The sequence below is a fragment of the Ruminococcus sp. genome (assembly GCF_045129435.1).
Taxonomy (GTDB): domain Bacteria; phylum Bacillota; class Clostridia; order Oscillospirales; family Acutalibacteraceae; genus Ruminococcoides.
The window spans coordinates 44,867-57,206 of the sequence record NZ_JBGVJL010000118.1 but is presented as its reverse complement, the minus strand read 5'-3'; the positions used below and the strand labels follow the sequence as shown (position 1 = coordinate 57,206).

The 12,340-nt window shown below is 38.2% G+C and carries 10 protein-coding genes; 2 read left to right on the top strand and 8 right to left on the bottom strand.

Features of this window, described 5'->3' with window-relative positions; genetic code table 11:
* Together ACJMMI_RS06065 and ACJMMI_RS06060 are read right to left on the bottom strand one after the other, a co-directional pair.
* On the bottom strand, window positions 1-520 hold a 520-nt coding region (locus ACJMMI_RS06065; protein WP_405354311.1), incomplete at its 3' end, for a LytR/AlgR family response regulator transcription factor.
* A gap of 147 nt (window positions 521-667) precedes the next feature.
* Window positions 668-1,312, bottom strand: a complete 645-nt coding sequence (locus ACJMMI_RS06060) for a hemolysin III family protein (RefSeq protein ID WP_405354310.1) — start codon at window positions 1,310-1,312, stop codon at window positions 668-670.
* A gap of 200 nt (window positions 1,313-1,512) precedes the next feature.
* On the opposite strand from ACJMMI_RS06060, the gene ACJMMI_RS06055 reads away from it, so the two are divergent.
* A complete protein-coding gene (locus tag ACJMMI_RS06055; protein ID WP_405354309.1) occupies window positions 1,513-3,468 on the top strand; it encodes a fructose-1,6-bisphosphatase in 1,956 nt (651 codons plus the stop codon).
* Between the two features lie 622 nt (window positions 3,469-4,090).
* Here ACJMMI_RS06055 and ACJMMI_RS06050 read toward each other — a convergent pair.
* From ACJMMI_RS06050 to ACJMMI_RS06030, 5 genes are all read right to left on the bottom strand, one after another.
* On the bottom strand, window positions 4,091-4,936 hold the full coding sequence (locus ACJMMI_RS06050; RefSeq protein ID WP_405354308.1) for an aldo/keto reductase: 846 nt from the start codon (window positions 4,934-4,936) through the stop codon (window positions 4,091-4,093).
* Window positions 4,937-4,954: 18 nt separating this feature from the next.
* Window positions 4,955-5,554, bottom strand: coding sequence for a TetR/AcrR family transcriptional regulator (locus ACJMMI_RS06045; RefSeq protein WP_405354307.1), 600 nt, complete (start codon window positions 5,552-5,554; stop codon window positions 4,955-4,957).
* A 109-nt stretch (window positions 5,555-5,663) separates the two neighbouring features.
* Entirely contained in the window at window positions 5,664-6,569 is a 906-nt protein-coding gene (locus ACJMMI_RS06040; RefSeq protein WP_405354306.1) for a carbohydrate ABC transporter permease, read from the bottom strand.
* Window positions 6,569-7,447, bottom strand: coding sequence for a carbohydrate ABC transporter permease (locus ACJMMI_RS06035; RefSeq protein ID WP_405354305.1), 879 nt, complete (start codon window positions 7,445-7,447; stop codon window positions 6,569-6,571). Before ACJMMI_RS06035 ends, ACJMMI_RS06040 begins: the two co-directional genes overlap by 1 nt.
* Before the next feature lie 89 nt (window positions 7,448-7,536).
* The gene (locus ACJMMI_RS06030) at window positions 7,537-8,883 is read right to left on the bottom strand and encodes an ABC transporter substrate-binding protein (RefSeq protein WP_405354304.1); all 1,347 of its coding nucleotides are present in this window, start codon (window positions 8,881-8,883) and stop codon (window positions 7,537-7,539) included.
* A 359-nt stretch (window positions 8,884-9,242) separates the two neighbouring features.
* Here ACJMMI_RS06030 and ACJMMI_RS06025 point away from each other — a divergent pair, with 359 nt between their 5' ends.
* On the top strand, window positions 9,243-10,115 hold the full coding sequence (locus ACJMMI_RS06025; protein WP_405354303.1) for a DUF624 domain-containing protein: 873 nt from the start codon (window positions 9,243-9,245) through the stop codon (window positions 10,113-10,115).
* Between the two features lie 609 nt (window positions 10,116-10,724).
* On the opposite strand, the gene ACJMMI_RS06020 is transcribed toward ACJMMI_RS06025, so the two are convergent.
* Complete coding sequence (locus ACJMMI_RS06020; RefSeq protein ID WP_405354302.1) at window positions 10,725-12,251, bottom strand: dockerin type I domain-containing protein; 1,527 nt, start codon at window positions 12,249-12,251, stop codon at window positions 10,725-10,727.
* Between the last annotated feature and the right edge of the window lie 89 nt (window positions 12,252-12,340).

Below are 12,340 nucleotides of genomic sequence, written 5' to 3'. Positions count from 1 at the left end.
TTGTAACTGACGCACCACGCTTGTCAACCAAAAAGGCAAAAAGCTCCTTTGCCTTTTCTCTGTACCAATGTATCGGCTTGCCGTTTACAAAAACATCAAAGTTGCCAAATGTCTGCACTCTGATTGCTTTTTGTGGCATAGTGCGGGGAGCAGAAAGCACCATATCAAGCTGATTTAATTTTTCACGAATCTGCTTTTCGGTAATGGGCTTTAGCAAATAACCGACAGCGTTTACATTGTAGGCGTCAAGTGCGTAGTCGGAGTAGGCTGTGCAGAAAATAATCTTTGTGCGTGGCTTGTGCTTTTTTATTTCAACAGCAAGCTGAATTCCGCTCATTCCTCTTAGCTTTATGTCAAGAAAAGCGTAATCGAGTGGTTCGTTGCCAAGACCGAGAACATATGCCATTGCATCGTCAATTTCATCAAAGCCGTTCACATTGTCGTCTTTAAAAATATTGTTAAGACATTCAGTTAATGCACCGAGCATCAAAGGTTCGTCATCAACCGCAAGTATATTCATTTGCAAACGCCCTCTTTTCAAATTACCTATAAGTTACTGCACTATAAATATTATTATATTACTTTTAAATAAAAAAGCAAGGCAAAAATTTAGTCGTTTGCTGTGAAATGAAAAGGCCGTTGCTAATAAAATAGCAACAGCCGTTTATTAAATATTCCAGAAGCCGAGTAAAATTGCAAAATAGTGAAAAACACTGCCGGCAATGGTGAACAAGTGCCAGATTGAATGAAAGTATTTTACCTTTTTAATTGCGTAAAATATAATACCGAGTGTGTAGAATGCTCCGCCCAATATGAGAAAGACAAGCGAAATTTTCGGCATTGATGCAATAAGCGGCTTTATGGCGAAAATTATTACCCAGCCCATTGCCACATAGCAGAAGATGGACGGAATCCTTGCTTTTTCAAGGTTTATTGAATTCATTACAATTCCAAATATTGCCGCCGCCCACACAACGCCAAATAAAATCCAACCCACAGCACCTTGCAGATAATACAGGGTGATAGGTGTGTATGTGCCGGCAATTAGCAGAAAAATTGTGTTGTGATCCATTATTCTGAAAAAAGCCTTTGCTTTTTTGTTGGTGAATGAATGGTAAAGCGTTGACATGGTGTAAAGAATTATAAGAGAAGCTCCGTAAATGCACGAGCTTACAATTCCCCATGCGTTGGTGTGAATGGCAGAGGCAACAATAAGCACAACAGTTCCTGCAATAGAAAGGCAAGCACCTACGCCGTGTGAAACCGAGTTAAAGATTTCCTCGCCAAGTGTATATTTTCGTTTTTCAGACATTTTTTCCTCCATAGAATTAGTGTAATTATAATTATACATTTAATATTGGCTTTATTCAATATAAAACATAATGCAAATTGTAAAATTTTAAGCTTTGACTATTGACTTTTAGCATAACAATGTAAAGATTTTTAAGAAAAATATTGAATTTGCAGAAAGCAGAATATATAATAAAGATATAATGAAATGGCGGTGAATTTATGGAAAAAATACGATTTTTGGAATGTCTTTCAAAGCAGTATCCTACCATAGACAGTGCAGCGACAGAGATTATTAATTTGCAGTCAATTTTGAATTTGCCAAAGGGTACAGAGCATTTTTTGTCGGATATTCATGGCGAATACAAGGCATTTGCCCATGTTCTGCGTAACGGCTCCGGTGCTGTTATGAAGAAAATTGACGATGTGTTTGGCGATACTCTTTTTGAGGATCAAAAGGAAGATTTAGCGTCACTTATTTATTATCCGTCAGAAAAATTGCAGTATGTAAAAAACCAGGGCAAAGCCGACAGTAGTTGGTACAGAACAACCCTCTACAGACTTGTGTCTGTGTGCCAGATAGTTTCTTCAAAATACACCCGTTCAAAGGTGCGAAAGGCAATGCCTGAAAATTTCAGATATGTTATTGAGGAGCTTATCACCGAGAAAAAGGAGGTCCTCAACAAAAAGGCATATTATGATGAAATTATAAATACAATAATCGAAATCGGCTGTGCAGATGAGTTTATTATTGAGATGTCAAACCTTATTCAAAGGCTTGTTATCGACCATTTGCATATTATCGGCGACATTTACGACAGAGGCTACGGTTCTCACTTTGTAATGGACAGCTTAATGAATTATCATTCACTTGACATTCAATGGGGCAATCACGATGTGCTGTGGATGGGTGCTTTTGCAGGACAAACCGCCTGTATTGCAAATATTGTGCGTACAAGCCTTTTGTACGATAATCTTTCGGTGCTCGAAAACGGCTACGGAATCAGTATGATGCCGCTTGTGCTGTTTGCAATGGAAACCTATGTGGATGATCCGTGTGCACAGTTTACAATCCGCAGCAGGCACGGAAGTGAAATGGATACACAAACAATGCTTGCAATGAAAATGCAAAAGGCAATCACGATTATTCAGTTCAAGCTTGAGGGACAGCTTATTGCAAAGCACCCCGAATACCATATGGACAGCAGACGCCTGCTCGATAAAATTGACCCGAAAAAGGGAACAGTTACGATTGACGGCAAGGAATATCCGATGCTCGACAGATATTTTCCGACTATTGATTTTAACAATCCGTATGAGCTTACAAGCGAGGAACAGTCGGTAATTGCAAAGCTGAGCAACTCATTTATGAACTGCTCAAAGCTTAAATCGCATATAAACTTGCTTTTGCAAAAGGGCAGCCTTTACAAGGTGTGTAACAATAATTTGCTTTTCCATGGCTGTATTCCGATGAATGAGGACGGAAGCTTTAGAATGATAAATCTTTTTGGTGAGGATTTATGCGGAAAAGAGCTTTATGATGAGCTTGAAAGATGGGCGAGAAAGGCGTTTTTCTCAGTAAATGAGGACGATAAACGCACAGGCAGGGACATTTTATGGTTTTTGTGGAACGGTGCGGATTCTCCGCTTTATGGCAGAGATAAAATGACCACCTTTGAAAGGTATTTTATTGCTGATGAAAGCACCCATAAGGAAGTTAAAGATGTGTATTACAGGCTCTTTAATGACGAAGAGGTAGTGGAAAGAATTTTCAAGATGTTTGGCATCAAGGGCGAAAATGCACATATTATAAACGGTCATGTACCAATTCACCATACAGAGGGCGAAAGTCCGGTTAAATGCAACGGCAAGGTGATTATAATTGACGGAGGTTTTTCTCAGCCGTATCATAAGGTTACGGGCATTGCCGGCTACACGCTGATTTACAATTCATACGGCTTGATGCTCACTGCACACGAGCCTTTTAAATCGGTTGATTACACAATCCGCAGCGGCAGAGATATGCAGACTAATCAGGTGGCAACAGAAGTGAGCCAAAAACGAATCCTTGTGGGCGATACCGACAACGGCAAAAAGATAAGAGAGAATATAAAAGACCTCAAAGAGCTTATAAAAGCATATAGAAACGGTACTTTAAGACAAAATCAGAAAAACTAATTAAAGCCGAACTCGTAGCTGAGTTCGGCTTTTTGCCGGCTATAATCCGGAGTATTTGGTTTTATACTTGGAATGAGGTTTTGCTTTAAATGTTAGGGTTACATTAATAAATTATGGTTTTTATTACGAGAAGATAGTTTGAAAAGTAATAATTTTCTTGTTCCCGACAATGACTTAGTAATAGTCGGGAGTTAAAAGTATTGAGATTGCATATGCTTTCTGCTCGGGCATTAAATTTAGGTCGAGCCTTTTTAAAGGCTCGTGGGTTTGGGCAACGCCCAAGAAAAGATGTTTTTATATCAGTCTATTGGGCACAAACAGCAATGCTGTTTGTGTGCTAAAGCAAAGTTTGTAAAAACAGGCGACAGCCTTTTAATAAGAGATGATTTATAAAAAATAAAAAGAATATTTTTCTGTTTTTTGTTGCTCTCGCAATTATAAAACTTTTGCCGTTTCGTTCAAGCCGCCAAACAGCAGGCTGTTTGGCTATCAAAGCTTTGCGTTAGCTAAAGTATTGTGGGCTTTGCCCACACCCACAACCTTTGAAAAAGGTTGACCAAATTTCTTTATCCGAGTATAAAGTCTATGCTAATTCAAACAAAATTTCCCGACCATTGTTAAATCAGAATTTATAAGAATGAATAAACTTTACAAAAGCCGGGTCAAAGTGGTTTACAATTTCGCTGTGACCGATGTCCATTGTTGCGATTTTATCCATATCCTCTTTAGAAAGTGTAAAGTCAAATACATCAAAGTTTTGCTCCATTCTGTCCTTGTGTACAGATTTTGGAATAACCACAACACCTCTCTGAATGTTCCATCTTAATGCAACCTGTGCGGCAGTTTTGTTGTATTTCTTACCAATTTCAGTAAGTGTAGGGTCAGTAAAGAAGTTTCTTAAGCCTTCGTCAAAAGGACCCCAAGCCTCAGGTACGATGCCGTATTCCTTCATAGTTGCAAGACTGTTTTCCTGCTGAAAGAACGGGTGAAGCTCTACCTGATTAACCATTGGCTTGATTTCAACAGTTTCGCAGAAATCAGCAATTACATGCGGATAGCAGTTTGCCATACCGATTGCCTTGAGCTTGCCGTCCTTGTAAAGCTTTTCAAGCGCTCTCCACGCACTGTAGTAGTCGCCGATTGGCTGATGAAGTAACATTAAATCAATATAATCTGTTCCGAGCTTTTCTAAAGAATCTTCAACAGCTTTCAAGGCTTTTTCATAAGTGAAATCTTTAACCCATACTTTTGTTGTGATGAAAATTTCTTCTCTTGCAATACCGCTTTCCTTGATTGCATCGCCAACAGCCTTTTCGTTGCCATATGCCTGTGCGGTATCAATCAATCTGTAGCCTGTCTGCAATGCTGTAAGTACAGACTTTTTTGCCTCTTCATAATCCGGAATCTGAAAAACACCATAACCGAGCATTGGCATTTTTACACCGTTGTATAATTCTCTGTATTCCATAGTAAAATCTCCTTTTTGTTATAATAAATATGGTAAAATGATTGAATTTAAAAAATTATCGCAAAATTCCTTTGTGCGTTCTTCAAAGCTGTGCTTTCCTCCCGACATATCCCAGCAGAGCATCTGTCCGTATAAAATATCGGTGAGAGTGTGAGCAAGCATATCAACAGGCGTGTCGGCCTTTACTTCGCCACGCTTAATGCCGTCCTCAATTAATTCCTTAACAGCAAGAATATCACGCTCAAGCTTGGTTTTATTGGCAGAGTTTTCTATAAGGTCAGGGTCAACTGTGTTTCGCACCCATTCCTGACAAAGCTTAAGACTGCTTATTTCGATATATCTTGAAAAACTTGTCATAAAGTACACAAGTCTTTCTGTAAAACTGCCCTCATAGGCCTGTGATTTTTCTAAAATGCTGCCAAAAACTTCTTCGCTCAGTTCAAAAAGAACATCTTCTTTTCGCTTAAAATATGTGTAAAAAGTGCCGTTAGCCACACCGCAAGCCTTTGTGATTTCAGCAACAGAGGTGTTTGTAAGACCTTTTTCACATATTATTTTTTTTGCAGCGTCTAAAAGCTTTCTTTTGGTTTCCAACGCCGCAAGCTGTCTGTTTGTCAATTTATCACTCCTTTCTTTAATTTCATTGTATCACATTCATTGAACGAAAGTCAATGAAATCAGTAAAAAATTCAGGACATTTTCACATTTGAAATGTCCTGAAAAATTTTTAACCCTTTACAGCACCGGCTACAACGCCTTCAATAATATATTTCTGACAAGCAAAGTAGAAAATAATAATCGGAATGATGCTGAGCACGATCAATGCCATAATAGCACTTGTGTCTGTGTGACCATAGCTACCGTTAAGATACTGAATATGAATAGGAATGGTCTTGTAAAGTGACTTATCAAGGATAAGGTAAGGGAGGAGGTAGTCGTTCCAGATCCACATGGTTTCAAGGATACCAACTGAAATAAATGTTGGTTTCATAATAGGAAGAACGATACCAAAGAATGTTCTGATTGGACCTGCACCGTCAACATCGGCAGCCTCTTCAATTTCAAGCGGAATTGACTTTACAAAGCCCGAGAACATAAACACCGCAAGTCCTGCACCAAATCCGAGGTAAATTACCAGAATACCTACAGGGTTTGTAAGGTGAAGATTATCAGCAGTTTTTGCAAGTGTGAACATTACCATCTGGAAAGGTACTACCATTGAGAAAATGCAGAAATAGTAGATGATTTTACAGATGATTGAGTTTGACCTCTGCAAATACCACGCACACATTGATGTGCAGAACAAAATTAAAAATACACCGCCGACTGTGATAAACAGCGAGCATAAAATTGTTTTCCAAAATGGGAAGTTACCAAAGAACATACCGGTGATGTAGCTCTTTAATCCGTAAAAAGTTTCGGCATTTGGCAATGCAAAAGGCTCTTTACTGATGCCGGCATTTGTCTTAAATGAGTTCATAAGAACAATGAAAACAGGGGCAACATAAAATACTGAAATTATTGAGAAAATAACGGTAAGTATTTTCATACCCTTGGTTTGTTTTTTCTTAGGAGGCTTTTCTTTTTTAGCCTTAACCTTTGTTGCAGGTGCAACTTTTGTTGTTTCAGCCATTACTGCTGCACCTCCCTCTTTCTTGTAAAGTAAAGCTGTGCAAGTGCGATAATTACTACAATTACAAAGAAGATTACAGCCTCAGCCTGACCAACACCTCTTGAATTCTGATTAGCATAGAATGTGTTGTAAATATTGAGAGCCATCATCTGTGTCTGATAAATCATTGTACCACTTGTTTCCGATACAACGCCGGGAGCACCGCCTGTGAGGGCAAGGTTCTGGTCAAACAGCTTAAATGAGTTTGTAAGTGTAAGGAATGTACAAATTGTGATTGATGGTGCCATCATTGGCAAAGTTACATTTGTGAGTAGCTGCTTTTTGTTTGCACCGTCAATTTTTGCCGCCTCGTAGAGGTCAGACGGAACACTCTGGAAGCCTGCTATGTAAATAATCATCATATATCCTGCCTGTTGCCAGCACATAAGAATTACAAGTCCCCAGAAGCCGAAGTTTGCGTCAAGCACAAGGTTTGTGCCGAAATTTTGTAAAATACCATCAAAGATAAGTTTCCAGATGTAACCGAGAATAATACCACCAATGAGGTTTGGCATAAAGAATACTGTTCTGAATACATTTGAACCTCTGATGCCAAGTGTGAGTGCATAGGCAACAAAGAAAGCTATTGCGTTGATGAGAATAACTGATACTACCACAAAAAGTGCGGTAAACCAGAATGAGCGGATAAAGGATTCGTTTTGGAATGCCTTTATGTAGTTGTCAAAACCTACCCAGGTTGCGTTACTGGTAGTGCGAAACTTACAGAATGAAAGGTATATGCCCTGAAAGAATGGGTATATAAATCCGATCATAAAAGCAATCAGAGTAGGCACAACAAAAATAAGAAAATATATTTTTCTGCTGCGTTTTTTAAACATAGTATTACCTTTCTGTCAAAAAAACAGGGAAGACGATGCCGCCTCCCCTGCCATACATTTTAACCTTTAATGATTAATGGATTTACGGATTAGCCGTTAGCCTTAGCGTATTCTGTAGCCCAGCCCTGTACGAATGCTGTCTTAACATCGTCCCATGAGCCTGTGCCTGCTGCATACTGTGTAAGAGCTGTACCTACGCCGTTTTTCCAGTCTTCACTTGGCATTGTTGTAAAGTTCCAGCTTACCGGAGTTTTGCCTGCTGCTGTGTACTCAGCGTCAGCCTTTACAAATACATTAGTAGCTTCCTTAGCAGCCTTGAAAGGAATTACAAAGCCCATATCGTCAGCCATTGCAGCTGTACCTGTTTCGCTTGTTACACACCAGTTTACGAAATCAAGAGTAGCGTTGATGTCATCTTCGCTTGCCTGATTGTTTACACACCAATAGTTTTCAGAACCTGTGCAAAGACCCTGATTCTCTTCGCCGTCAACACCAATGTAGATTGGGAGCATACCGAGGTCATCGTCTGTAAGACCTGCGTCCTTAAGACCTGTGTATTCCCAAGTACCGTTCTGATAGAATACAGCTTCGCCTGATGTAAACTCTGTTACAGCGTCTGTTGATGTCTTGTTAGCAAGATCAGTTGGTGCACAAGTTGAATCTGTGATGTAAAGATCAAAGATGTTCTTGTAGTTGTCAAGGTATGTGCCCTTGATAGCGTCTGTAGAAGTAATGCCGTCTGCCTTGTACTCATAGTAGATTGGGAGGTTAGCAAGGTGAGTCTTGAATCTCCAGTCTGATGATGAATCCATACCTGCTGATGTGAATGCACCCTTAACACCAAGGTCAGAAGCGTGAGCCTGAATTTCATCTGCAACTGTCTTTAATGCTGCAAAATTATTGAGGTCATCAATTGATTTGATTGTAGCAAAATCAGAATCAAAATACTTTTTAAGAAGTGTCTTGTTGTAGATGATGCCGTAGGTTTCAACTACATAAGCAACGCCGTAAACGCTGTCGCCCTCTTTAAGAGCATAATCCTGATTTGTGAGCTGTGAATAAAGACCTGAATCCTTGAGGTCGTAGCAGTAATCTTTCCAGTTTGCAAGACCAACAGGGCCGTTTACCTGGAAGAGTGTAGGAGCGTTGTCCTTATCCATTGCAGCTGTAAGAGTTGATTCGTATGTACCCTCAGCAGCAGTTTCAACAGTAACCTTAACGCCTGTTTCCTCTGTGTACTTAGCGGCTAATGACTGCCAAGCCTTGTCCTGCTCAGGTTTGAAGTTGAGATAATAAACCGAACCTTTCTTAGCACCGTCAGATTTGCTGTCGCTGTCGCTTGAACTTGAGTTGCCACCGCAGCCTACGAGTGATGTTGCAGCCATGAGAGCAGCAACGGAAAGAGCAGATGCTCTTATGATTGTTGACTTTTTCATAATTCTTTCACCTTAATTTCAATTATTTACTCTTTGCGAGCATTGTGAAAAGCAACCCTTGCTTTTCTTGTTATCACAAGAATAACATACTTTTGTCACAGTTGCAAGAGTTTTTTGAAAAAAGTTTAAAAAATTTATATTTGTTATAAAAACACGGTGTTGCGTAAAATAAATAATTACAAAAAATTACGGCAAATTTTGCAGTCACAGTCTGAGTCTTTTCACATAAAAACTGCAAAATAGCATTGATTTTGCTTTGCGTTTACAGTTTTGTAATTAATAAATAGGCGTTTGCTATTGCTATGAAAGCTTATGATGTGGTAAAATTAATTAAATATTTTTTATAAGAGAAGGTTTTTATGAACAGTTTTTCGAATAGTGCATTTGTACGATTTTTTACGAAGTTTCTAAAGCTGTTGCTTGCACAGCTTATAAACGCAGGCTTTTTTGCAGTATTTACAGCTATTTTTGTTTTAATCGGTTATCTTACAGGCTTTAATAATATAATAGTATGGTGTCTGGGAATTATTCCATCAATGCCGTTTTTTGCAGGGCTTATAATGATTGTGAGAAAAGTTGGCATAGAAAAGAAAGACATACCGGTTGTCAAAACTTTTTTTGACACAGTAAAAGAAAATTTCAAAGCATTTTTATTGCACGGTGTGGTAACCTACGCAATTATAGCTTGCTCGATATTTGCGTTTATGTATTATTTTTCACTCATAAACGAAAGCCTTATATATGGCTCAATGCTCACCGTTTATGTGTTGTTTTCACTTATCCTTATATCAATGATGTTTTATGTGCCGATAATGTCGGTTACATATGAGCTTAAGCTCCTTGATATTTATAAAAACTCATTTATTCTTGTTTTCGGAAATATTTTAAGAAATATACTTGCAATGCTGTTGTTTATAGCTGTGTCACTTGGTTTTATACTATGGATTGCGGCGGCAGAGGGAGCAATGCTTGTGATTGCGATAATCGTTGCGGTTTTATTTTACCCGCTTATTTCTACATATGGAGTAAATGTGATTATAGCAAAGGGCTTGCAGGAAAATGTAGGCTCATTTACCGGAAAGGCTGTAGCGGTTTCCGAGGAGTTTGACGAAAAGGTTGAGAAAATTGTTGAACATCAGGCGATTGAAAGAGCCGACAACAACAGCGACTATGTGTTTGTAAACGGAAAAATGATTAAAAAGGAACAGAAAAAAGAAGATACACAAAAATAAAATTACTCCGCATAAGCCAAAACTTATGCGGAGTTTTTGATTAAAAGAGAAAAATCTTGCCGAGTGTCGGAATAATCCGATAAATTATGGTTTAGCAGAAAACTTCGGGTAATTAACATAAAATTTAGGTCGAGCCTTTTTAAAGGCTCGTGGGTTTGGGCAACGCCCAAATAAAGTTGTTTTCATAACATTTCATATGGCACAAACAGCTTTGCTGTTTGTGTGATACATCAAAGTTTGACAAAACAGGCGATAGCTATTAAAAAGAAATAATTCATTATAAAGAAGAATGGATTTTCTTGTTGCTGTCGCAATTATAAGGCTTTTGCCGTTTCGCTCAAGCCGCCAAACAGCAAGCTGTTTGTCTATAAGAATTTTGCGTAATCTAAAGTATATGTGGGCTTTGCCCACACCACAACCTTTGAAAAAGGTTGACCAAATTTTTATGCCCGAGTATAAAGTCTGTAATAATTCAAGCAAAAATTTCCCGACCATAGCTAAACAATAATTTCCCTCAACTATTGAAAAAGAGCTATAATAAAGAACAGCTCCGCATTAACGAAGCTGCCCTTTAGGAGAAACAGTAAAAAATGAAAAAACTTATTTGCTTTAATTTTCAGAGGTGAGATGAATTTGCAATGCTGTAGCATCGTTTATATCTACCTTACCGTCAGAATTATAGTCGGCAGCAAGAGTTTGAGCCTCTGTAGGCTCAAGAGATCCTGAACATATCATTTGTAGTAATGTAACATCAACTACAGAGAGATCACCGTCACTATTAACATCACCCAATGTAAATTTTGGAATAAATATATCATTGCCTACCAAGCTGATGTCGAGTATTTCGTGCTTGCTTTCAGGCAGTATTTTTACTTCCTGAATATTAGGGTCGGCAGTCGGAGCATTTACAAGATTAACAAAAAATCTGCCGTCTTGACTTATGTGCATACCATAAATATAATTATAATCCGAAACATTAATGTCATCTGAAACAATATGTACTTGACCCGTTGCTACGGTAAATTTACAAATAGAGTCATTAAGATTAAAGTAAATATCGCCGTTTAATTCGTCTGTACTGATAAAACCGTCCTGCCAATAGCGATAGCCACCGGGTGCATACCATTTGTCTGAAATTTTGGCAACCGCCATTATAAAGTTACCCGAAGAATCGAGCTTAACTAATTTTTTGGCGTTTTCGCTGTCGTGATTATTGTCAGCAGCGTAAAAATAACCGTTACTGTAGCACAATTTTGTATTGATTGTTTTAAAATATGAATCATCATAGATTTTACTTGATGCCGAATGATAAGCATTGTATCCATAATGAATAGAGATGTTAGGATAGGTTTTGATTGCAACATCGCTTAGTAAGAAGTATTTATGCGATACAAAGCCAAACTTGTTTGGAGTAGGGTCGTCAAATGTTGCATCAATATTATAATATTTGTCGTCGATTTCTACTAAATTCCAGACATGATTCATTTGTGAGGATTCGACAATTTCTGATTTAATTCCGACCTGTTCAAGCAGGTAAGACATTGAGCTTGCATAACCCTGGCAGTTTGCATATCCGTTTACAAGGCAATCATAAACAGATGTGCGAAGATACTGCGAATCTGCGGTATTTGAATATTCACAGCCGAGTACAATTTCATCGTGAATAATCATTGTTTTTTGAAAATCAGACATATCAGGTGTAATTTTACTCAAAATGTAGTCCGTCTTTTCTCCAAGCTGTTCCTGCATATCAGGTATTTTATCAGTTTTATAGGTGTATTTCGGTATAACCTTAACTGCATTTGCACCCATAACTATACCAAATGTGGTTTTACTGATGTAGAAAAGCTCGGGGTGCATTTCAGATGCAACACGCATTGCACTTTTTACTTTATCAACAGAAGCGTTGAAACGCTCAATATCAATTTCGTTTTCAAGCTTTTTCATACCGTTTGCGAGTGTGTCGCAAAGCTCGTTATTTGCTCTGTAAAAATGAGTGTTAAAGGAAATGCAGTTCGGACATTCTTCTGGAACGGTATAAGCAGAGGCTGAAACAGTAAGCATACACATTGGAAGTGTAATGGCAACGGCTGTAATAACAGACATTATTTTGTTAAAATAATTATGCTTTTTCATACCATCAACCTCCTTTATTTTGTTAAGCATTTTATACAAAATCGTTATTATTCCTGATTATATTTTATCACAAACACAAAAGTATAACA

Coding starts and splice junctions, on each gene's coding strand:
- ACJMMI_RS06030 (WP_405354304.1), bottom strand. CDS start 8,883: ATGAAAAAGTCAACAATCATAAGAGCATCTGCTCTTTCCGTTGCTGCT.
- ACJMMI_RS06060 (WP_405354310.1), bottom strand. CDS start 1,312: ATGTCTGAAAAACGAAAATATACACTTGGCGAGGAAATCTTTAACTCG.
- ACJMMI_RS06040 (WP_405354306.1), bottom strand. CDS start 6,569: ATGGCTGAAACAACAAAAGTTGCACCTGCAACAAAGGTTAAGGCTAAA.
- ACJMMI_RS06020 (WP_405354302.1), bottom strand. CDS start 12,251: ATGAAAAAGCATAATTATTTTAACAAAATAATGTCTGTTATTACAGCC.
- ACJMMI_RS06055 (WP_405354309.1), top strand. CDS start 1,513: ATGGAAAAAATACGATTTTTGGAATGTCTTTCAAAGCAGTATCCTACC.
- ACJMMI_RS06035 (WP_405354305.1), bottom strand. CDS start 7,447: ATGTTTAAAAAACGCAGCAGAAAAATATATTTTCTTATTTTTGTTGTG.
- ACJMMI_RS06025 (WP_405354303.1), top strand. CDS start 9,243: ATGAACAGTTTTTCGAATAGTGCATTTGTACGATTTTTTACGAAGTTT.
- ACJMMI_RS06050 (WP_405354308.1), bottom strand. CDS start 4,936: ATGGAATACAGAGAATTATACAACGGTGTAAAAATGCCAATGCTCGGT.